Genomic DNA, 22,015 nt, shown 5'->3' with positions numbered 1-22,015 from the left:
TCAGCCGACTCTCCCGTGTGCGCTGATAAATGTGTGTAATGACTGCTCTATGGGTGTCTCCACGGTGGTGGTGGTGAGCGGGCATTCCCGCGCGGAAAAATGCGCGGTGAGTCTGTTCTGGGCAGTGGCGAATGCGGACAGGTAATCCGCCCGCTGTTGCCTGGCGCCGAGCTCAATAATGCCCGGTGCCTCTGGATCGCGGATTTTCAGGTCGCCATCGAAGGGAAAAGTCTGCTCCGCCTCCACCAGTATCTGCACCGGCAGGCAAGGCCGGCCGGCGGCGAACAAACGCGCGGCGAAATTCCTGATATCGCCCTGGTCATGGTGTTCGAAGAAGTCACTTACCAGTACTACCTGACAGGGGTGTTCGAATCGGGCCCACACCGGCGCCAGCTGTGCATGCTGCGGCCAGTGGCCTGCGGCTTCAAGCGAATCCAGCTCCAGCGCGATACGGCGGTGATGGCTCTCGCCCTGGCCCTCGGGAATATGGCGGTTACCGCGATCATTCAATGCCAATAGAGAAAAACGATCGCCCTGGTTTTGTAGCAGCCAGCACAAGGTTGCAATCCAGCACTTGGCATATTGCAGCTTGCTCAGTTCCGGGTAGGTAAAACTCGGTTGTGCCATGGAGGCACTGGTATCGAGCACGATGCACACGTGCATCTGACTTTCCTGTTCCGCCTCGCGCACAAAATAGCGGTCGGAACGGGCAAACAGTTTCCAGTCGATATGCCGGATGGCATCGCCGGGTTCATAGCTGCGGTACTGCTGGAACTCGATACCGGCACCGCGACGCTGGCTGTGTTGCATACCCAGCAGCATGCCTTCGGCGATGTGCCGGGATAGCCATGCGAGGTCGCGGATACTCGCCAGTGTGAGCGGGTTTGTCAGTTGCACGGACAAGGTCCCCGTCAGTCCCGTCCGGGTTCCGGCACGATGCGCAGTAATTCCTGTAGCACCTGCTCAATATCGATACCGTCGGCCTGCGCGTGGAAGCTAAGCAGAATACGGTGGCGCAATACCGGCAGCAGTAACGCCTGGAGATCAGCGCGGGTCACCGCCAGCCGGCGGTGCAGGAAGGCGCGTGCCTTGGCGGCAAGAATCAGTGCCTGCCCGGCGCGGGGACCGGCACCCCATTTGATCCACTGGGCGAGGCTGTCTTCGCGGTTGTGACTGCGGGTCGCACGCACCAGCTGCGCGACGTATTGATACAGGCTGTCGCTGACGGACACCTCGCGCACCAGGTTCTGCATCGCCTGTAGCTGTTCTGCATCGAGGCACGGCTCCGGTTTTGCACCGGCGGCGCCGGTAGTTGCGCGCAGGATCGCCACTTCTTCCTGTTCCTGCGGATAATCGATATGGATATTCAGCAGGAAACGGTCCAGCTGTGCCTCCGGTAGCGGATAGGTGCCGGCCTGCTCTATGGGGTTCTGGGTCGCCAGCACGAAGTAGGGTTGGGGCAGCGCCATGGTCTCACCGGCCACGGTAACGGAATACTCCTGCATGGATTCCAGCAGTGCGGCCTGGGTTTTTGGCGGCGTGCGGTTGATTTCGTCCGCCAGCAGAATATTGGTAAAAATCGGGCCCGGCTGGAATTTGAAAAAGCGCTTGCCGGTGCTGTGGTCCTCTTCGAGGATTTCACTGCCGAGGATGTCTCCCGGCATCAGATCCGGGGTGAACTGTACGCGCTTGAATAACAGGCTGGACGCATCCGCAAGGGTCTTCACCAGCAGGGTTTTGCCGAGGCCGGGGACACCTTCAAGCAGCACGTGGCCGCGGGCAAGCAGACATACCAGCATCTGCTCCACTACTTCCTGCTGGCCGACAATAACCTTGCCGATCTCGCCACGCAGCCGCTCCAGCGCACGATGTTGTTGTTCGATCATTTGCTCAATCTTGTCGGGCGAGGTGATGTCCATGGTGTTTCAGCTTGTAAGTGCGTAGATAACAATGTTGACGGCGAACCTGGTGTTGTCGATGGCGAGCCAGCGCTTGTTGCGGTAGTCATAATCCCACTCGCAACCAAAGTCCTTGTTGCTGTAAAGCACCGCGATGCGGCCGTTTACCACTATGGCTTTGAGGTAGTCGTGTACCAGATCATCGCCCCAGCCGTTCAGTTCAAAACTGGTTACCGGAAGTTCGTCGAACTGGAAAAAGCAGCGATACAGGTCGTGGTCGTCGGGTAATTTCTGCAGGCAGTCTTCGCCAAACAGCTTCACCATTTGCGCCTCGAAAGACTTGGCGAAAAGACCGTCGATATCATGGTTGCAATCGTCGACAAAAACAAAACCACCGCGGTTGACGTAATCGCGGAAGTTACCCGCTTCCGCTGCGGTAAATTCCACCAGCTTGTGTCCGGTCAAGTAGCAGAAAGGTGCCAGCAGCATTTCCGAATCCGCGAGCGGAACTATGCGTTCACTGGGGTCGACCTTCAGGTTCGTATATTCGATCAGGGAGTTGAGCACATTGGAAGGCATGCGCTGGTCCACATCCCAGTCGCCGGATTCATACATCAGGCGGGTGAAATAAAAATCGTACTGCGGTGAATTGTCACCCTGCGCACGCACCGCGCCCGACATGGCGAAACCGCCACCGGCCAGCAACAGGCGCTGCAGAAATTGTTTGCGGGTGAGTGACACGGATACAGCTCTGAAACTTCTTATTGGATCGGCCGGTAGTTGCAATCGCCATGCCGATAGCGACATGGCGATTGCCATACCCGGTATTATCCGAGTTTGCGTTTGGTATTGATGACGTTCACACCATCGAAGCGCGTGGTGGAACTGCCGTGAGAAACGGCACTCGACTGGCTTGGTTGCCCTTTACCGTCGAAGAAGGAGCCACCGAGACGGTAGTCGTTCTTGTCACAGATCTGCGAACAGGAATTCCAGAATTCCTGTGTGTTGGACTGATAGGCAACATCTTCCAGCATGCCGGTGATTTTGCCGTCCTCGATCTCATAGAACAGCTGGCCACCAAACTGGAAGTTATAGCGTTGCTGGTCGATGGAGAAGGAGCCATCACCGACGATATAAATCCCTTTTTCCACGTCCTTGATCATGTCGTCAACGCTTAACTCTTTCTCACCGGGGAGCAGGGAAACGTTGGCCATACGCTGGAATTGCACACTGGACCAGCTGTCGGCATAACAGCAACCCTGGGATTCCTTTTGTCCCAGCATGTGCACCTGGTCGCGAATCGCCTGGTAGTTGGTCAGTACGCCTTCCTTCACCAGATCCCAGCTACCTGTTTTCACACCTTCGTCGTCGTAGCCGACCGCACCCAGTGAACCCGGTTGCACCTTGTCGGCAAACAGATTGACCTTGTCACTGCCGTACTGGAATTTTCCGCTCTGCCACTTGTCGATGGTGGCGAAGGACGTGCCAGCGAAGTTGGCTTCGTAGCCCAGCACGCGGTCCAGTTCCAGTGGGTGACCCACAGACTCGTGAATGGTGAGCCATAGGTGTGACGGGTCCAGCACCAGATCGTACTTGCCGGGTTTAACCGACTTGGCTTTGAGTTTTTCCTGGGCCTGTTCGGCAGCCAGGCGTGCATCTTCGACCATGTCGTAGGAGTCACTATACAAAACAGTTTGTGACTGCACTTTGTGTTCCGCACGGCCATCGAGATATTCGAAGCCGCGGCCCACTGGCATGCCGAGACCGTCGCGAGTGCGGAAGCCGCCGTCTTTCTTGTCTACTGCAGTGACGCTGAACGGCGACCAAAGACGGTGAACATCCTGGTCGATGTAGGAGCCATCGGTAGAGGCAAAATACTTCTGTTCATTGACCAGAAACAGCATGGAATTGATAAAGCTGGCTCCGGCATCCAGAGCAGCCTTGTTCACTTCCATCAGCAGATCAACCTTTTCCACCAGGGGAATGGTCATGGCATTTTTCTGAATCGGTGTTTTCCAGCTGACTTCACCGTGGCCTTTTACCGGGGCGAGCTGCACCGGCTCTTTCTGGTATTTGGAATTCGCCTTGGCGGTGGCAACCGCCTGCGCGGTAGCGCGGGCGATACCATCACTGGTCATATCGTTGGTGGCAGAAAAGCCCCAGGTACCGTTGGCAATGACGCGTACGCCCATGCCGATGGATTCGGTATTCACCACGTTCTGAACATTCATTTCACGGGTGATGACGTACTGGTTCAGGTAGCGGCCGATACGCACATCCGCGTAGGAAGCCCCCAGCTTGGTGGCGGTATTCAGTGCAGCGTCCGCCAGTTCTTTTTTGACGGCGACATCCAAGCCGCTCTGGGTGAGTTTGCTTTCGGCGATGACGTTGCCAGACAGTGGCAGCATGGAGACGCCGAGACCGGCACCACCCAACTGCAGAAATTTTCTTCGATCCATTGTTCGCTCCTAATATTTTTCTGCAGTAGTCATTAAACAGCGTCGGAAAGGCTGCTGAAGGTAAAGTCGCGCACTTTCAGCGCGGGAATCATCGCTGAATAGCCAAACCATCCCATATTTACACGCTCGGCGCGGCCCATATCTTCGATATTGTTAAGCATGATCACGGGGCTTTCATTGAAGCGGAAATTCTTGATCGGGTATTTGATCTTGCCGTTCTCGATATAGAAGGTTCCGTCCCGTGTCAGGCCGGTCAGCAACAGAGACTGCGGATCAACCATGCGGATATACCAGGTGCGGGTTACCAGTACACCGCGGCGGGTATTCTTGATCAGTTCTTCGGTGGACTTGTCGCCACCTACCATAATCAGGTTGTTGGGCTCTGGAGTTGCGGTGCTCTTGGATTGCTCCGCCCAGTAGCGGCTGCAGGGAAGCTTTTCAACCACGCCGCCTTTGATCCAGTCCACGCGCTGCATGGCCATATGGTCGTCATCGGACCAGGGTTGCGCAGGTACGCTCAGATCAGAAGGATCAGAGTAAAGGTGCACACGTTTGTCGAACATTTTCTCGCCAACCCGATTGCCACCGCCTTTCTTGCTCAGGAAGCTGCGACCTTCGTCGGCGCTGCGGGTGTCGAAGTTGCCCATCATGTAGGCCAGCAGACCGGAAACCGCGCTGGGTTCGAGGATAACGGTGTACTTGCCGGGCTCCAACGCGCGCGCTTCCTGGGACAGCACCGCCTTGTCGATTGCGATTGACGAGCTGGACGCAGTATTCATGTCACCGATATCGGTCACGTCACTTTGCGCCCAGCCGGAGCCGAGACCGTTTTCGGTGCGCATGGTGACGGTAAAGTTGGCGGAAGTGGACGCGTGGTAGCCGAACAGTCCGTTGGTGTTGGCAACGGCGGCAAATGAGCGGGCGTCTTCCAGATAGCCTGCGGCGATTACGTCTTTCTTCATCGCGGCCTGGATGGAATCGGCGGCGGCCTTGGCGCGCTGGTCCGGGGTGATGTCGGCGGTGGACTTGGCGAAACCGTTTACCGCCATGTATTTCTGTTCACCCAGCAGTGGCATGGATTCGGGGTTGTCGGGGGAGAGCTTGGCCAGCTCTTCAGCGCGGCGCATCACTTTTTCCAGCGAGGCATCGCTGAACTCGTTAATGGTGGCGGTGCCGGACTTTTTACCGAAGCGTGCTTCTACTGCCAGTTCGATATCGTTGACGATACCGCTAGTGGATACACTGTTGCGCGCGTAGCGGATGTTGCCGGTCTCCGCACCGGAAAGCTGTGCACTGGCACCTTCCGCCTTGCTGTATTTCAGCACCTTGTCGAGAATGTTTTTGGCTTCACTTCTGGATAAAATTGCCATCTTGTCTGCTCCAAAAATTTATTGTTTTTCGTTTAGCCGATCTTACGCTTGGTATTGATCACGTTGATTTTGTCGAAGCGACTCGTCGCACAACCGTGCGAAACTGCGCTTACCTGGCTGGGCTGCCCTTTGCCATCGAAAAAGGTACCGCCGAGACGGTAATCGCTGCTATCGCAGATGGCACTGCAGGAATTCCAGAATTCCTGTGTATTCGACTGGTAGGCGACATCCTCTACCTGGCCGACAATCTCCCCATTCTTGATTTCGTAAAACAGCTGGCCGCCAAACTGGAAGTTGTACCGCTGCTGGTCGATGGAGTAAGACCCGCGGCCCACGATGTAGATACCTTTTTCGACATCGCGAATCATTTCTTTGACCGAGTATTTTTCCTTGCCGGGGGCGAGAGAAACATTCGGCATACGCTGGAACTGCACACTGGACCAGCTATCGGCGTAGGAGCAGCCGTGGGATTCCTTCTGGTCGATCATATGTACCTGGTCGCGGGTGGCCTGGTAATTCACCAGCACGCCATCCTTGATCAGATCCCAGCGCTTGGCTTGCACGCCTTCGTCATCGTATCCCACAGCGCCCAGTGAGCCGGTCTGTGTTCTGTCGGCGAAGATATTGACCTTGTCGCTGCCGTACTTGAACTTGCCGCTGCGCCACTTGTCCAGGGTTGCGAAAGACGTGCCAGCGTAGTTGGCCTCATAGCCGAGTACGCGGTCGAGCTCCAGCGGGTGACCTACAGACTCGTGTATGGTCAGGCGCAGGTGCAGTGGCTCGAGTACCAGGTCGTATTTGCCCGGCTCAATGGATTTGGCCGACAGTTTCACCTTCGCCTGCTCTGCTGCGAGCACGGCATCCTCGGCCATATCGTAGGAGTCTTTGTACAGGGTGGTGGGGCCGGCAATCTTGTCGTCTTCGCGCCCGTCGAGATATTCGTAGCCCATTCCCACCGGTGTACTCAGGCCATCGCGGGTTTTGAACTGCCCGGAATCCTTATCCACCACGGTCACCTGCATTGGCGCCCACAGGCGGTGAATGTCCTGGTCGATGTAGGAGCCATCACTGGAGGCAAAGTATTTCTGTTCGTTGACCAGATACAGGGCAGAGTTGATAAAGCTGGCCCCGGCTTCCATTGCGCTCTGGTTCACGTCCATCAGGAAATCTACCTTTTCACTGATGGGCACTTTGATCGCGTTCTTCTTGATGGGCGTCTGCCAGGAAACCTCCCCAACGCCTTTTACCGGTGCCAGCTGCACCGGCTCGGTCTGGTATTTGGAATTTGCCTTGGCCACCGCCACTGCCTGGCGCGCTGCACGGGCAATACCGTCCTCGGTGAGATCATTGGTCGCGGCAAAGCCCCAGGTGCCATTGGCGATTACCCGGATACCGGCCCCGAAAGATTCGGTATTGACGATATTTTCGACGTTGGTCTCGCGGGTGAGCAGAAACTGGTTGAGGTAGCGGCCGATGCGCACATCGGTATAGCTGGCGCCGGCTTTGCCTGCGGCGTTGAGTACGATGTCGGAAAGGGCTTTTTTCCTGCCTACATCAATGCCGCCGTTGATAAGTTGCCCGGCGGATACCTGTGCCCCATAGAGCGGCAGCGCAATGCCTCCGGCACCGACACCGGCGAGCTTGATGAATCGTCTTCTATCCATGGTCCTCCCCGCGCACCCACACCATGCATGCCGCTGTGATACGGCGTTGTGGCGGGATGTCTGTTTATTTTTATATCCGCTGGATCACAGCGGTCCAGCCCCACAGGAAATCGCGTTGCGGCTCTTTTGTAAAGCAATGAGTCGTTGAATGGAAGCATGGCGAGGCTGAATGGTTACCGGGCACCCGCTTGGTGCATGTGGCGAGAATCGGTCGATAAGCAGGATATTTCACTACACCGGCCCGTCTGGTCGACAGCAGCCGTCGTTTAGCCCTGATGATGCGCCCGCGGCCTCTTTTCCGATAGCGGCCATGGTAAAGTTGCGCGCAAAAGTACCATTCGCAATAAAAGCACATCGGAGAGATCCACCATGTTCCGACTGTCCCGGGCGCAGCCGCTGCGGCTGCTGTCATTTCTTATCGTAATCGCCGCGCTCGTCGCGCCCGCAGCGCAGGCGGCGACCGCCGCCGAGCAGTTGCAGTCCATCATTGATGACCACTGGCAATACAGTCTGCGTGAAGACCCCATTACCGCCAGCCGCATGGGTGAAAAGGGCTACAGTGATCGCCTGCCCGGCGTTTCTGAAAAGGATCGTGCCCGCCGCCTGCAGGCGGAAAAGGCGTTTGTGGCGCGCCTGAAGAAGATCGACAGCAAACAGCTGGAGGAAGCCGAGCGGGTCAACAAGGACCTGCTGACCTGGGTGCTGACCAACTCGATTGAGGGCAATGAACTGTATCTGGACCGTATTCCGGTCAATACTTTTTACAGCTTCTGGAGTGCAGCCCTGGACGCCAGCAGTGGCCTCAATATGCCAAAAGTGTCCGACTACGAAGACTACATCAAGCGCATCAAGGATTTCGGTCGTTACTTCGATGAGAACCTGGCCAACATGCGCGTGGGTATAAAGGATGGCTTCGTGCTGCCCAAGATCGTGGTGGAGGGCATCGCACCCACGGTGCGCGCCCAGGTCTATGACGACCCCACAAAGAGCAGCCTGTACGAGCCGTTCCAAAACCTTCCGGAAAACTTCTCCTCGACCGATAAACGGCGTCTGCAAAAGGCCGGTGCCGCGGCGATCAAGGAGCATGCCATTCCAGCCTTCGAGCGCGTGGCGACCTTCCTCGAAGGGGACTACTTGAGCGCAGCGAGTGAATCCCTGGCGGCGGAAGACCTGCCCGGTGGCAAGGACTACTACCGCCATACGATCCGCACCTATGTCACCCAGTACATGGCGCCGGAAGACATTCACAAAATCGGCCTCGCGGAAGTAAAGCGCATTCGCGAAGAAATGAACCAGCTGATTGGCGAGTCCGGATTTGATGGCAGTTTTGAGGAATTCACCGAGTTCCTGCGCACCGATCCGCAGTTCTATGCCAAGACTCCCAGAGAGCTGCTGAAGGAAGCATCCTACATTGCCAAACGCATTGACTACCGCCTGCCGGAATTCTTCGGCAAGCTGCCGCGCCTGCCCTATGGTGTGGTGCCGGTGCCGGACGAAATCGCTCCCAACTACACCACCGCGTCCTACAATCCGGCAGCCATTGGTGGTACCCGCGGTGGTGCTTACTGGCTTAATACCTACGCACTGGACCAGCGCCCGCTATACGAGCTAGTGGCGCTGACCCTTCATGAAGCGGTCCCCGGCCACCACCTGCAAGGTGCGCTTTCGCTGGAGCTGGAAAATGTGCCCAAGTTCCGCCGTAACCTCTACCTCAGTGCTTATGGCGAAGGCTGGGGGCTGTATTCCGAGCGCCTCGGTACTGAAATGGGGGTGTATGAAACTCCGCACCAGGACTTCGGCCGACTCAGCTACGAAATGTGGCGGGCTTGTCGCCTGGTAATCGACACCGGTATCCACTCCCAGGGCTGGACCCGGCAGCAGGCATTGGATTTCCTCGCCGACAATACATCCCTGTCCCAGGCCAACGTGCGTGCAGAAGTGGATCGCTATATCTCGTGGCCGGGGCAGGCGCTGTCGTACAAAATGGGGGAAATCAAAATCCGCGAGCTGCGGTCAATGGCGGAAAAACAGCTGGGCAATAATTTCGACCTGCGCAAGTTCCACGATGCGTTGCTCGCCAATGGTGCATTGCCTCTGTCGATGCTTGAACTACAAATACATCGTTTTATCCGCAACCAGAAAAACTGACACACCTGCCCCTGGAACCTCCGCCCCGGTAAAACACCGGGGCGTATTCATCTCAACGAAGTATTGCTTCGCTTTATCGCACAATCGCCTCCCACGTTTCCATGTCGCCGAACTGGTGGCACACATGTTGCTGTTTCCACTGTAGTCCCCTCGCCGGGAAGCAATGCTTGTACAGAATGCTGCTACAGATTGTCCTGCCGACGGGATGCTGCGTATCGCCGCAGCAACTATTTATTACCTGAGTGGGGAAGGGCATATGGCGAGCAACACAAAATCGGCTGCGTATTTACTGGCAATTTCCGGAGCGCTAACCGCATTTCCAACCATCGCGGCAGAGCAAGCCGCTGAGTCGGGACAAATGGAAGAGGTGGTGGTGCAGGCCAAGCGCACGTCCCAGGCCGACCTCGCGATCGGTGAAGACAAAGTCAGCAATACCGTCGGTGTGACCCGCGACGAGCTGCTCTCCGCTCCGGCCGGTATCTCCGGATTGAAAATGCTCGAGAGCCTGCCGGGCTTCAACGTGCAGACCGATGGTGCTCTGGGGTTGTATGAATTCGGCAACTCGGTACAGGTGCGGGCGTTCAGCCTTGCCCAGGTCGGCTTTGTCCTGGATGGCGTACCTATGGGGCGTTCGGATGCCTTCGGCGGCAGCCCGATTTTCCGCTATGTCGACAATGAAAATCTGGGATCCGTGCTGGCCTCTCCTGGTGCGGGGGACGTTTCCATGCCCAGTTATACATCACTCGGCCCCATTGTTTCCTACAACTCCATCGAACCCTCTGATCAGGCGGGTGCCTTTGTCTCACTGACTTCCGGTGATGATAATCTGCTGCGGAGTTTTGTCCGTCTTGAGACCGGTGACATCAATGGCTTTTCTGCCTATGTCAGTCGCTCAAAAACCGACAGTGATCTCTGGCGTGGTCCAGGCACCATTGACCGCGAGCATATCGAAAGTAAAGCAAGATACGAATTTGACGAAGACACCTATGTCCAGGCCAGCTTCATCAGCAACGACTTTTACGATTATGACTCACCGTCAGGTACCGAAAGTACGTTTGACGCGGACTACTACTACGCCTACCTCAGCGAACTACCCGCAGGCTGTAATAATCCGATGCCTGGGGTCTACGACTTTAATGGCGATGGCAGCATCGACGATCAGGACTTCACTCCGGTCAACACCGGCAGCAACTGTACACTTTACTATGAAGACCGCGTCAATATCCGCGACGACAAACTCTATACAGTTTCTCTCGCCACCGACCTTACTGCGGATGTCTACCTGAATTCTACTTTGTATTTCGAAGACAAAGACGGCTACGGAGTATCACCGGACAGCTACGGCAACTCGCTGTCGATTTATGAGCGTCAGGCGGCGGCTGGTCTGGATGTAGTACATCCGCGCGGCGTACAGTTTGGTTACTCCGGTGTGGGCGGTGAGCGCCAGGGTCTGGTCACTGGAATCGAGTGGCAGCTCGGCGACCACAAGCTGCAATTCGGTGGCTGGTTTGAGGATGAAACCTACAACCGCTCGCAGTTGCGTTACAACAAAACCGATGGCAGTGCCGATGGCAAGGTGATCTGGGATGAGGTGGCCTATTACCGTAGAAATTACACCAGTACCCGGGAAACCATGCAGTTCTATGTAAAAGATAGTATTGCACTGATGGACGAGCGGCTGAATGTCGAGGTTGGAGCGAAATCGCTCACTGTCGATTATGCGCTCGAGGGTTACCGGGACTACGCCGACTATGAAATTGGCGGCATGCCGGGTTACGGCCCGCAGTCTGTGGGTGCCAAATATTCCGACAACTTCATGCCCATGGTTGGTGCGGTGTATAACCTGAATGATACCGATCAGGTGTTTGGCTCCATTTCCGAAAACTTCGCCCTGCCGAAAGGCGCGGACGATATTTTCTCTATTGCCACCAGCTTTGAGGCCCCGGCGCCGAAAGGGGAGACAGCGGAAAATATTGAAATCGGTTACCGCACCAGTCGCCCGCACTATAACGGTGCCGTGTCCATGTATTACACCAGTTTCGACAATCGACTGGTCGCGGGTAACGTACTGAACCCGGCCACCGGCGAGCCCGAAGCTTTCTATACCAACGTCGGCGAAACCACCGCATGGGGTGTGGAGCTGTCCGGTGTGTATATGCCAGCAGTATTTAAAGATTCCGTCTACTTCAACGCGAACGTGAGCTATAACAGCGCCGAGCTGTCCGATGGCTTTGGCAACAATCCGGCCGGCAGTAAATTGGCGGACAGTCCGGAATGGCTGCTGACCGGCGGCGTCACCTGGGAACCCACCGATTGGGCGGTTGCCAACTTCTCGCTCAAATATACCGGCAAACGCTACGCGGATTACGCCGAGATGTTCGAGATGGATGATTACACCGTGGCCAGTGCCTATGTGGATTTCAGCGGAGAGGCAATTGGCTTGAACAACGCAAATCTGCGTTTGAACCTGGATAACGTATTTGATACTCAGGTGATGTCATTCGTGTATGCGGGCTCCCCTTACTACCGTCCGCTGAGTCCACGCACTTTCCAGGGCACGGTGACTTATAGTTTCTAAAAGCTGGTTTCTAAAAGCCAGTTATTAAGCGAAGTTTGCAAACGGAAAAATTATGTATAAAAAACTGAATATTGCTCTTTGTGTAACCGGCGCGCTGCTCGCCGGTTGCGCGCGGGAGGATGGCGCGCCTGTTGCTGTTGAGACTGTCGAGAGCATTGAGAGCATTGAGAGTGCAGCGCCGGAAACCGTTGAAACATTCCATCAACGTTTGCTCACCATGGATACCCACGTGGATCTGGATGTGAGCAATTTTACCGACGATGTGAATTACACCCAGGGGCTGCAAACCCAGGTTGATCTCGCCAAGCTCGAACAGGGTGGTCTGGATGCCATCTGGTTTAGCGTCTACACCGGCCAGGGTGAACTCAGTGAAGAGGGCTATGCCGCTGCACTTGCAAACGCCCTTGCCAAATTCGAAGCGGTACATCGTCTGACCGATGAAATTGCGCCGGATCGAATCGGTTTTGCGACCACCGCGGAAGAGGTTAAAGCCCTGACGGACGCGGGCAAACTGGTGGCATTGATCGGGGTGGAAAATGCCTATCCGCTAGGGACCAATATCAGCCTGGTGCAGGATTTCTACGATCGTGGTGCGCGCTATATGTCACTGGCACACAACGGCCACAGCCAGTTTGCCGATTCCAATACCGGTGAAAGTGACGGAGTGTGGCTGCACAACGGTCTCAGCGATCTCGGGCGGGAACTGGTTGAGGAAATGAACCGGGTTGGAATTATTATCGACCTGTCGCACCCCTCAAAACTCGCGAACATGCAGACACTGGAACTGACCAAGGCGCCGGTTATTGCTTCCCACTCTTCCGCGCGCGCGATGAACGATCACAGTCGTAACCTGGACGACGAAGAACTGATGGCGATCAAGGAAAACGGTGGTGTAGTGCAAACCGTTGCCTTTGCTGCGTACCTGAATGGCGAAAAATACGATGCCTGGAAAAACAAGGCATTTGAAATCATGGCCAGGGAAGCGCAAAGCAGCGGTTTCAAAATGCTGGACTGGTCGGAAGTCGCCAAGCTGGATCACGATGCCCGTCATGAATATATGCATGGCTTTATGCAGCTGCGCGCACAGGTGGCGCCTATTGTCGAGAAGGAGGTCGACCCGGTGACGCCACCGGTAAACGTGCAGGACTTTGTCGATCACATCGATTATCTGGTGCAGAAGATCGGCATAGAGCATGTGGGTATCAGCTCTGACTTCGACGGTGGCGGTGGTGTTTCCGGTTGGAACGATGCCTCGGAAACTGCGACGGTGACCGAAGAACTGCTCAAGCGCAATTACACTGAGGAAGAAATCGGTCTGCTGTGGAGCGGTAATCTGATGCGGGTGATGGGCGAGGTACAGGCGGTAGCCGCGTCTTTGCAAAAATCCGAGGGGTAATCTGCAAAAAAAAGGCCCGCCAATGGCGGGCCTTTTTTTGTGGTCGGTGTGTAAGTCAGAGTGTAAACCAACCTGGTTTAACGGCCGGCAGATTCCGCGGCCGCAGCCGCTTCTTCACCTTCCTTTGCTTCCTTCGCTTCCTTCACTTTCACGTAACCATCTTCATCCAGCTCCACTACCGGCATGCCGAGGGCCTCGATGTTCCCGCGGATGCTGGCTTCATCACCGACGATGACGATTGCCTGTTGCTGTGGATTGAGCAGGCCGCGGATCACCTTGTTGACGGTATCGCGGTCGGTCTCCTGCAGAATGGCGTTCTGCTGGCTGCGGTAGTCCAACGGCAGGTCATAGCGCAGGATGTTGCTCAGCAGGCCGAGCTTGGCACCGGGGGTTTCGTAGCTGAGTGCTTCCTGCTGGCCAATGGCAGAGCGCAGGTAGTCAAACTCCGCCTGGGTCATACCGTCGCGGTCGTAGGCTTCCAGTTCCTGCAGCACTTCCTTGAGCGCATCTGCCGTAGCTTCTTTCTTCACTTCGGAACCAAAGCTGTAGGTGCCGTCTTCCGGACCACCCTGCAGGTAGGTGCGGGCACCGTAGGTGTAGCCCTTGTCTTCACGCAGGTTCAGGTTGATGCGGCTGTTGAAGTTACCGCCCAGCGGGAAGTTACCCAGGTAAGCGAGGTAGTAGTCGCCGAGGGCGTCATAGGGCAGGCCGTGCTGGCTGGTGCGCAGGCTGGATTGGGCCGCGCCGTCTTTATTGACGATATACACGGTGCGCTCTTTTATTGCCGGCGCGGTAAATGCGATGGCGGGGCGCGCTGCCTGTGTCACCTTCAGGGTTGCCAGGCCATTCAGCGCCTTGATGGTTGCGTCGTGTGGCAGGCTGGTGCTGACGGTGACACCGCCAAGGTGCGCGGGGAAGTGAGCCTTGTAGTAACCCTTGATATCGTCGAGGGTGATGTTTTCCACCGTGCCCGGCAGTCCGCTCACCGGGAAGCTGAGCGGGTGCTCGGGACCGCGCATCACGGCGCCCAGGGCGCGGGTCGCCAGGCCCTGAGGGGTCTTGCGGTCCTGTTGCAGGCCTTCGATGGTCTGCTGCTTGATACGGGCAAAATCTTCCTCGGTGAACTTGGGCTTGAGAATGCGCTCAAGCATCAGCGGCATGGCCTGGTCCAGGTGCTTGGTCAGTACATTCAGGGTAACGGTGGTTTCGTATTGACCCGGAGAGATACTGATGGAGGCACCCAGGCGGTTCAGGGCCTCGGCAAATTCCGCCGCACTGCGCTCGCTGGTGGCTTCGCCCATCAGTGAGGTCAACAGGGACGTCAGGCCGGCTTTGCCACGGGGCTCATCCCGCTGACCGATGTCGAACACCGCGCGCACGGTAACCGTCGGGGTTTCCGCGTTTTGCACCGCCAGCAGGCGCACGCCATTTTCCAGTTTGCCGTCCCAGATGCTGGGCAGCTCTACCTGGGGGTTTACTCCCGGGGTGGGACGCACACTGCGATCGAAACTGTCGCTGACCGGACGCAGGGCCAGGGCCTTGTCGTCATCGCCGTAGCTTTCCGGAACGGTGCGCTGCCACTGGTAGTTCTGCGGTGCCGCTGCCAGCTCCGGTTTGCCGTTGGGAACCACACTCAGCAGCGTTGCCGGTTTGCCGGCGATGTACTGCTCGAACACCCGGGTTACATCGGCGGTCTCGACCGCCAGATAGTCACGGATTTCCTTGTCGATGCCCTTGGGACTGCCGGTAAAGGTTTCGAATGCAGCCAGGGTGGATACCTTGCCGGAGACGGACTGCAGACCGAATACCCGGGAAGACTCATAACCGGCCTTGAACTTGACCAGGTCGTCCTCGCTCACCCCGCGCTTGGCGAACGCGTTCAGGGTCTCGCGCACGGCCTTTTCCATTTCTGCCAGGGTTTCGCCGGAGGCGGGATTCTGGATCACGATAAACCACATTTCACAGGCCAGTTCCCGACAGGAATGGGAAACGCTGGCCTGTACCGCGCGACCGGTCTGCACCAGACTCTGGTAGAGCATGGAATCCTGACCCTGGCCGAGGATCTGCGCCGCCGCGTCGAGCGCTGGCTCGTCTTCGTGTGTGCTGTAAACCGTGGGGATCATCACCGCCAGCGCCGGCAGGTGGATATTGTCCTCCAGGGTCACATAGCGGTCGGCGTCGAGTTTGGCCGGTTGCTTGGGCTGGTTCTCGACCTCGGGACCGGCGGGAATGGAGCCGAAATATTTCGCCACCCACGCCAGGGTCTGGGCCGCATCGATATCACCGCCAATGGTCAGCACCGCATTGTTGGGGCCGTACCAGCGCAGGAAGAAGCGCTTCAGGTCATTGAGGTCTGCGCGGTCCAGATCTTCCAGCCAGCCGATGGTCGGCCAGGAATAGGGGTGGCCGTCCGGGTAGGTACTGGCGGCGAGAGTCTCGAGGGCGCGCCCGTAGGGACGGTTGTCCACCCGCTGGCCGCGCTCGTTTTTCACCGTCTCGCGCTGGACCTCGAATTTTTCCTCGGTCACCGCATCCAGGAATACCCCCATGCGATCCGCTTCCAGCCACAGCACGGTTTCCAGCTGGTTGGCCGGTACCGTCTCGAAATAGTTGGTGCGGTCGGTATTGGTGGTGCCGTTGAGGGTACCGCCGGATTCCTGAATGATCTTGAAGTGTTCCTCGTCGGCAACGTTCACCGAGCCCTGGAACATCATGTGCTCAAAGAAATGCGCAAAGCCGGAGCGGCCCGCATCCTCGCGGCTGGAGCCCACATGGTAGGTCACATCCACATGTACCAGCGGATCCGAGCGGTCCTCGTGCAGCACCACGGTAAGGCCGTTGTTCAGGCGGTACTTGCTGTAGGGGATGGCGATCTCCGCGCCGTCACCGTCAAAGGCTTCCACCAGGGTGACTCCCTCCGGCAGTGTGTCCGGGGCCGACTGCGCCGAGGGTGCGGCCGGGTCCTTGCCACAGGCCACAAGCAGCAGGGCGGTAATGATAAGCGTGAATTTTGTCCGGTACATGGTGGGTGAGGGTTCTCCCTTTTGTTCTGGAATAAACTGCTGGAATGAAGTTCTGCAATGACGTGGTGAAATAGAACGCTGGAAATGCGCTCCCGCCGCGACGCAGAGTGAACGGATGCTAACACAGGGAAAAACCGGCGAGTTGTATTCGGCGTCGCGCGCGCGACAAACCTCGGGAATGTGCCGGATGGCGTATTCAGCCGGATGTTTCACGTTCGCGCTGTAGGTTTGCGCGCAGGGATCTGCCCAGGCAGGCAAAGTATTCAGCGAAAGCGCAGTTGATGCGCTGGCGATGGGCGCCGGTGGGATAGAGCCCGAGTTTCGCCTCGTCGCTGGCCTTGGTGCCCGCCACCAGAAAGTTGTTGCTGATACTGGCATCCTGCACGAATGCCTCGAACGCGCGCGCGCACATTTCCGCCGGATCGGCGAAATAGACACAGCGATTGGCTTTGTCGACTTCCCGGGAGATGCGGAACATCTCGCTGGGATTGTCCCCGGACTTGTCCAGCATGACCGCGCTGAAGCAGGCAAACAGGCGGTCGTTGATCGGGTGTGGATTGGGGGTGGCGTCCCGCAGCCAGGCTTCGGAGGCAAACATATGGCCAGAGACATCACTGAATGCCTTGTCGGCGAGGTAGTGATCCAGGGCGTGAAACCACTCGTGAGCAATGGAGCCAGGGCCGGCATTCTTGGCCAGGGAGAAGGTCCGGCTGGCGGGTTCGTAGTGGGCCATAACCCCGGGGCGGCCGCCGGTGCCGTACTGGAATGCGAGGGTGCCGCGCAGGGACACCAGTAGTTCCGGTCCCTGCAGAATCGTCATCAGGTCTACCAGCGCGTCGTAAAACAGCCCTGCCGCGCGATCCCGCTCGGCCTCAGTGACCCAGCGACCAATGCTGATGGAGCGGAAATCAAAGCGTTTGCGCACATCACTGAAAGTGACGCTCTGCTGGCTGCGCTGCTGCGCACTGCGGCGGTAGAAATTGCGTGTGAGTGCCATAGTCGATTTAAAAAATGGTACCGGTGGAAAAATATCCGAAAAAATAGCCGTGAAAAATCAGCCGGGTCCGTTTTCTGTTTCCTGGTCTGTGGTCGCCTGCCAGAACTGCGCGAGTTGTCGGGACAGTGCTTCGCCATTATCGCAGGTCTGCGGTTGCCAGTGCGCGGGAAAAAGGTCGCGATAAAATGGCTCGGTAAAGCGTGCGTCCGCGAGCACCACCACACCGCGATCAGATTCGGTGCGGATCACCCGTCCCGCGGTCTGCAGCACCCGGGTCAGGCCGGGATAGCGGTAGGCCATATCAAAGCCGCTGGCGGTTTCGTTATCGCTGCTCCAGGCCTGGCGCAACAGTTCCTGCTCTACATTCACCTGCGGCAGACCCACGCCCACCACGATGGTTCCGACCAATTGCTCACCCCGGTAGTCCACCCCTTCACCAAATACACCGCCCATAATCGCAAAGCCCAGGCTGTGCCGGCCGTCGCTGAAGTGCTGTAAAAATTCGCTGCGGGCGCGTTCGCTGGCACCGGGTGTCTGCTGTACCAGCGCGATGTGTGGTTGCCGCCGGGAAAACTCCTCTGCCACCCGCTGCAGGAAACGGTAGGAGGGGAAAAACACCAGATAATTGCCCGGCCGGCTTGCATACACCCGCGTCACCATCTCCACCAGTGCGCTGATCGCGGCATCTCGAGCACGATAGCGGGTATCCACATAGGGGCAGAGAAAAACGCCCTGCTGCGCTGGATGAAACGGGGACGGTAACGTCAGCAGTGGTGAATGCTGTTGCAGCCCCAACTGCCGGTAGATGAATGCCGCTGGCCGCAAAGTGGCGGAAAACGCGATCACCGCGTGAAACTGCCGGTAGCTTTGCTGCAGAAAGTCCGCGGCGTTCAGGCACAGTAATTGGACCTGCTGTTCCTGCCATCGGTCACCGCGGGTTTGCACTTTTGTCAGGCAGCGATGCTGGTTACCCAGTAACTGCTCGACCGTGATATAGCGGAACAGGTTTTTCAGCCAGTCTCCCAAAACCTCCGGAGGCCGCCGCGATTGCTCCCACAATGCACTGACGACGGCCAGTACCTTGTGCACCGCGCGACTGACGGCAACGGGAAGCTGCTCGGGTACAGAGGGATCGCCGAGCCAGTGCTGCGCCGCCGGATCGTCCCCGCTCGATCCTGGTGCGAACGTCCTGCTGTTATGTGATTGCGACTGTGCCTCTGCCCAGTTTTCCAGGGCCCGCACCAGGGACTGAATGCTGCGTCGCAGGGTGGGGTGGGTACTTTTGCAGTCAGCGGCGGCGCGACGACAGCTGCTGCGCTCCAGTGCCGCGCTGTACATGGCGCGTGCGCGCTCCCCGAGATTGTGGGCTTCGTCGACCAGCAATGCGCGTTTTCGGCTCTGATCCAGCAACGGCTGCATACGCACCAGGGGATCGAATACATAATTGAAATCGCACACCACCAGATCCGCCCAGGGCAGCATCTGCAGAGAAAGCTCGAAGGGGCACAGTTGCAGCTTGTCCGCCACCTCCGCCACTGCCTCGGCGGTTAATAGCGGTTTGCCCAGCAGCTGCCGGCGGGCTTGCGGCAGACGGTCGAAAAACCCCCGCGTGCGCGGGCAGATTCCATCCGCATCGCGGCTGCACAGGCCGAGGTTGCAGGCACAGGTCTTGTCCCGCGCCTGGATTTCCAACAGCGACAGTCGCAGTCCACGTTGATGAAACATCTGTGCGGTCTGGCGCACCACTTCGCGGCCGGAATTTTTTGCGGTGAGATAAACCAGCTGGTCTACCTGCGCTTCTGCCAAGGCCTTGATGGCCGGGAACAGGGTGCTGACGGTTTTGCCGATTCCCGTAGGTGCCTCCACCGCCAGTTCGCCACCGTCGCGCAGGCAGCGGTAAGCGGCTACTGCCAGCGCGCGCTGGCCGGGGCGATAATCCGCAAAGGGAAATGCGAGGGTGCGGGAGGTTTGCCGGACCTGCGTGCGATGCTGTTGCCACAGGCGGTGCCACTGCACGTATTCACGCAGGGCGGTGAGGGTGAATGTTTCCAGCTCATCCCGCTGGTACTGCGTGGACTCACTATAGGTTTTTTTCTCTTTGAGGTTGTGCCACAACATCTGCAGCGTTACAGCGTCTTCCGCGACGCTTCCGTCGCAATCGTGCACAGCCAAATACTGCTGTTGCTGCAGATAGCAGAAGCCGTAAATTTTCAGCTGTGCCCAGTGCAGGTCACGTACAGACTGCGACAATAAATCCGGTGCGCAGTAGGTGGTTTTGATTTCGTCCAGCTGCGCCGGCCGGTGCAGATCCGATTTTGGATGCAGGATATCCACACGCCCGCTGAGCGAAACCGGCAAGCCATCGCACACAAGGTTTACTTCCAGGCTGAATTCCGCCTCACTGCCGCGGGGGCGCTTTTTCTGCAGTTTCTGGTGTGCGCGGATACCCTCCTGGGCGCTGGGACCGGGGGTGCGATCGCCGATCAGATCACCGCGGCGGCAGGCAAAGGCCACCAGCTCGCCCACGGAAAGCCGCAGGGCTTTCTTTGCGCTCAGGGCTGTTTTTGCGCTCAGCGCTGTTTGTTCGCTCAGGGCTGTTTCCTCGCTCAAGGCTGCCACTCCACATGCACAACACGGTGGGGGATTTGGTGGCGGGCGAAGAAGCGCAGCCAGCGCTGTTGGTTCTGTTGCAGGCGATCGCCGGGCCCTTTGACTTCCACCAGTTCATAGCTGCCATCGGCGGGAAACAGAATCAGATCCGGCAGACCGCTGCGGTGGTTGCCGATATCCGCCAGCAGGCGACGGAAAATCTGTTGCCAGTGTTGTGGGGAAATTCTTTCCAGTGCCATTTCCAGCAGGGTTTTCGGGAGTGCTTCCCAGGTCACCAGGGGGTTGGCGATACCGGATTTGTTCCGATAATTTTCCCACACCCGTTGCTGCAGGCTCTGCCGATCCAATTCCGACAGGCGTTGCTCGAACGCCGTGCGGCGCTGGCGATAAAAGTCCCCGGTGCGAAAATCGCTGGGTGCGATCTGAAACGGATTGAAAAATGCACCGGGTATCGGCGCAAACACAATGTCCCATACATACAGGCCGAGTACGCCGTTGAACAGGGTGTTTTCTACATAGAAACACTGCGCAGGAGGCTGCATATCGTCGCCGGTTGCCGATGACTGTGCGAGATGGGACGCGGCCTGCAGCTCGACGCATTCGGGTCCCGGTTGCAGGGAAACGGTTTCGGTCGGTGGCCGGTATTTTTCCGGCGCCGGCCAGTCGGTTCGGTGAATCGTGGCTTTGGCGGTCCGGTAGCCGAATCCCTCGGCGAATTCCTGCTCCGCCTCATCCCAGGGGGTTGCCATGATTTCCCGGCAGAGCGCCAGGCCGCTGCCGGTATCGCCGCGCTGTACCGCAATACGTGCGCGACGCTCCCGCGCCGGCGGCCGTGTGCATTGGCCATACAGCTGTTCTGCCGCGTCCAGTGCGTCGAGGCGCTCGAGCTGCCGTGCCAGATGCAGGCGCAGGCGATCTACCCTGCGCGCCAGGGTCGCATCTTCGCCGTTCGCTTGCGGAAGTTTTGCTGCAAGCTGCTGAATGGCGTCGCTTCCCGACTGCATCGCCGTTTCTGCTTCCGCCAGGCACTGGTAATAATGCAGGTGTTGTTCGATCTGGGCGCGGTGTTGAAACGGCAACCGTTCCCGCTCCAGGGGATAGCGCTCGTAGCGCAACAGCCCCAGATCCCGCAGCACGTAGTCGGTCAGATCCTGATTCAGGTTGCCGAAAAAGCACAGTTTGAAGGTCTCGAAACATTCCGCTGCCTGTACAGCGAGCAGGGATTCACCGCTCAGCAGGCGATCGGCGACCGCTTCCCCGGCCTGCGCCAGCAGCGCCTGCTCCAGTGCCGGGCGCTTAAGTGTTTTTGCCAGTGGGGTTTGGCTGCTGGCAAGTAACTCCGCCTTGGTAAACAGCGGTAACAGGGCTTCCACCGACAACACGGGGTTACGCTGCAGCAGTCCGGCCTGTACCAGTTGAGCCGCAGCGGCGGGCAGATCGCTAATCTCCACGTAAACGAGCTTGCTCTGGCGAAAAAGTGCTCCCGCCGGCGAGGGAACCCCCTTGCGTGACAGCAGGCGCACGTACAGTTGCTGGCTGTCCTTATCCAGTCGGTGAAACCTCGCGCAAAACTGTCGCTCCTCCTGTGATAGAAGTGCTGCGTAGCGTTCCGTCACAAACTCCATCAGCGAAAGGAAGTTATTCAGGTAATAGTTTGCGGGTAATTCAACGACAGAAGTCATAAGACTGGTCAGGTGTTTGCATAAAAAATGGCAGAAGAAGATTTAGATGCACTCGCACTAGAGATCCAGGGCATCGGGAGCGCTTTTGGGTGCTGTATGGTTATACAGCATTGGGGGTGGAGCGGACAAACCCCGGGCGCGACCGGTGGGCCATAGCTCTTTCGCGCTATGGCAGTGAGTCTATGCAATG

General features: G+C 57.7%; 13 protein-coding genes. 3 read left to right on the top strand and 10 right to left on the bottom strand.

The features are described 5' to 3' along the window. The 6 genes from PVT68_RS10605 to PVT68_RS10580 form a co-directional block, all read right to left on the bottom strand. Positions 1–897 carry a DUF58 domain-containing protein gene (locus tag PVT68_RS10605; protein WP_280317849.1) on the bottom strand — a complete coding sequence of 299 codons (897 nt, stop codon included), beginning with the start codon at positions 895–897 and terminating at the stop codon, positions 1–3. Positions 898–911: 14 nt separating this feature from the next. Continuing rightward, entirely contained in the window at positions 912–1,919 is a 1,008-nt protein-coding gene (locus PVT68_RS10600) for an AAA family ATPase (protein ID WP_280317848.1), read from the bottom strand. A gap of 6 nt (positions 1,920–1,925) precedes the next feature. Next, positions 1,926–2,639: a DUF4159 domain-containing protein gene (locus tag PVT68_RS10595; protein WP_280317846.1), complete on the bottom strand. Its 714-nt coding sequence runs from the start codon at positions 2,637–2,639 to the stop codon at positions 1,926–1,928. An 86-nt stretch (positions 2,640–2,725) separates the two neighbouring features. Beyond that, complete coding sequence (locus PVT68_RS10590) at positions 2,726–4,357, bottom strand: TldD/PmbA family protein (RefSeq protein WP_280317844.1); 1,632 nt, start codon at positions 4,355–4,357, stop codon at positions 2,726–2,728. 32 nt (positions 4,358–4,389) lie between these two features. After that, entirely contained in the window at positions 4,390–5,727 is a 1,338-nt protein-coding gene (locus PVT68_RS10585) for a TldD/PmbA family protein (RefSeq protein ID WP_280317843.1), read from the bottom strand. Between the two features lie 32 nt (positions 5,728–5,759). Continuing rightward, complete coding sequence (locus PVT68_RS10580) at positions 5,760–7,391, bottom strand: TldD/PmbA family protein (protein ID WP_280317841.1); 1,632 nt, start codon at positions 7,389–7,391, stop codon at positions 5,760–5,762. Positions 7,392–7,760: 369 nt separating this feature from the next. Here PVT68_RS10580 and PVT68_RS10575 point away from each other — a divergent pair, with 369 nt between their 5' ends. The 3 genes from PVT68_RS10575 to PVT68_RS10565 all read left to right on the top strand — a co-directional run bounded on the left by PVT68_RS10575 (position 7,761) and on the right by PVT68_RS10565 (position 13,513). After that, a complete protein-coding gene (locus PVT68_RS10575; protein ID WP_280317839.1) occupies positions 7,761–9,539 on the top strand; it encodes a DUF885 domain-containing protein in 1,779 nt (592 codons plus the stop codon). A 256-nt stretch (positions 9,540–9,795) separates the two neighbouring features. Next, positions 9,796–12,117: a TonB-dependent receptor gene (locus PVT68_RS10570; RefSeq protein ID WP_280317838.1), complete on the top strand. Its 2,322-nt coding sequence runs from the start codon at positions 9,796–9,798 to the stop codon at positions 12,115–12,117. Between the two features lie 52 nt (positions 12,118–12,169). Next, positions 12,170–13,513 (top strand): dipeptidase, encoded by a 1,344-nt coding sequence (locus PVT68_RS10565; RefSeq protein ID WP_280317836.1) that lies wholly within the window; start codon positions 12,170–12,172, stop codon positions 13,511–13,513. Between the two features lie 77 nt (positions 13,514–13,590). Here the strand turns inward: PVT68_RS10565 and PVT68_RS10560 are convergent, their stop codons facing one another. The 4 genes from PVT68_RS10560 to PVT68_RS10545 all read right to left on the bottom strand — a co-directional run bounded on the left by PVT68_RS10560 (position 13,591) and on the right by PVT68_RS10545 (position 21,825). Then, a complete protein-coding gene (locus tag PVT68_RS10560) occupies positions 13,591–16,536 on the bottom strand; it encodes a M16 family metallopeptidase (protein WP_280317834.1) in 2,946 nt (981 codons plus the stop codon). A 196-nt stretch (positions 16,537–16,732) separates the two neighbouring features. Continuing rightward, positions 16,733–17,533 carry a CLCA_X family protein gene (locus PVT68_RS10555; protein ID WP_280317832.1) on the bottom strand — a complete coding sequence of 267 codons (801 nt, stop codon included), beginning with the start codon at positions 17,531–17,533 and terminating at the stop codon, positions 16,733–16,735. A 57-nt stretch (positions 17,534–17,590) separates the two neighbouring features. Next, on the bottom strand, positions 17,591–20,143 hold the full coding sequence (locus PVT68_RS10550) for an ATP-dependent DNA helicase (protein WP_280317830.1): 2,553 nt from the start codon (positions 20,141–20,143) through the stop codon (positions 17,591–17,593). Next, on the bottom strand, positions 20,140–21,825 hold the full coding sequence (locus PVT68_RS10545) for a VRR-NUC domain-containing protein (protein ID WP_280317828.1): 1,686 nt from the start codon (positions 21,823–21,825) through the stop codon (positions 20,140–20,142). Before PVT68_RS10545 ends, PVT68_RS10550 begins: the two co-directional genes overlap by 4 nt. Between the last annotated feature and the right edge of the window lie 190 nt (positions 21,826–22,015).

This window comes from Microbulbifer bruguierae (genome assembly GCF_029869925.1).
Classification (GTDB): Bacteria; Pseudomonadota; Gammaproteobacteria; order Pseudomonadales; family Cellvibrionaceae; genus Microbulbifer; species Microbulbifer bruguierae.
The sequence above is the reverse complement of the archived record's forward strand: the minus strand, read 5'-3'. Positions and strand labels throughout refer to the sequence as shown.

What these genes read in the sequence shown, in the direction of transcription:
- PVT68_RS10600 (WP_280317848.1), bottom strand. Translation starts at nt 1,919, where the DNA reads ATGGACATCACCTCGCCCGACAAGATTGAGCAAATGATCGAACAACAA.
- PVT68_RS10565 (WP_280317836.1), top strand. Translation starts at nt 12,170, where the DNA reads ATGTATAAAAAACTGAATATTGCTCTTTGTGTAACCGGCGCGCTGCTC.
- PVT68_RS10570 (WP_280317838.1), top strand. Translation starts at nt 9,796, where the DNA reads ATGGCGAGCAACACAAAATCGGCTGCGTATTTACTGGCAATTTCCGGA.
- PVT68_RS10560 (WP_280317834.1), bottom strand. Translation starts at nt 16,536, where the DNA reads ATGTACCGGACAAAATTCACGCTTATCATTACCGCCCTGCTGCTTGTG.
- PVT68_RS10555 (WP_280317832.1), bottom strand. Translation starts at nt 17,533, where the DNA reads ATGGCACTCACACGCAATTTCTACCGCCGCAGTGCGCAGCAGCGCAGC.
- PVT68_RS10575 (WP_280317839.1), top strand. Translation starts at nt 7,761, where the DNA reads ATGTTCCGACTGTCCCGGGCGCAGCCGCTGCGGCTGCTGTCATTTCTT.
- PVT68_RS10580 (WP_280317841.1), bottom strand. Translation starts at nt 7,391, where the DNA reads ATGGATAGAAGACGATTCATCAAGCTCGCCGGTGTCGGTGCCGGAGGC.
- PVT68_RS10590 (WP_280317844.1), bottom strand. Translation starts at nt 4,357, where the DNA reads ATGGATCGAAGAAAATTTCTGCAGTTGGGTGGTGCCGGTCTCGGCGTC.
- PVT68_RS10545 (WP_280317828.1), bottom strand. Translation starts at nt 21,825, where the DNA reads ATGACTTCTGTCGTTGAATTACCCGCAAACTATTACCTGAATAACTTC.
- PVT68_RS10585 (WP_280317843.1), bottom strand. Translation starts at nt 5,727, where the DNA reads ATGGCAATTTTATCCAGAAGTGAAGCCAAAAACATTCTCGACAAGGTG.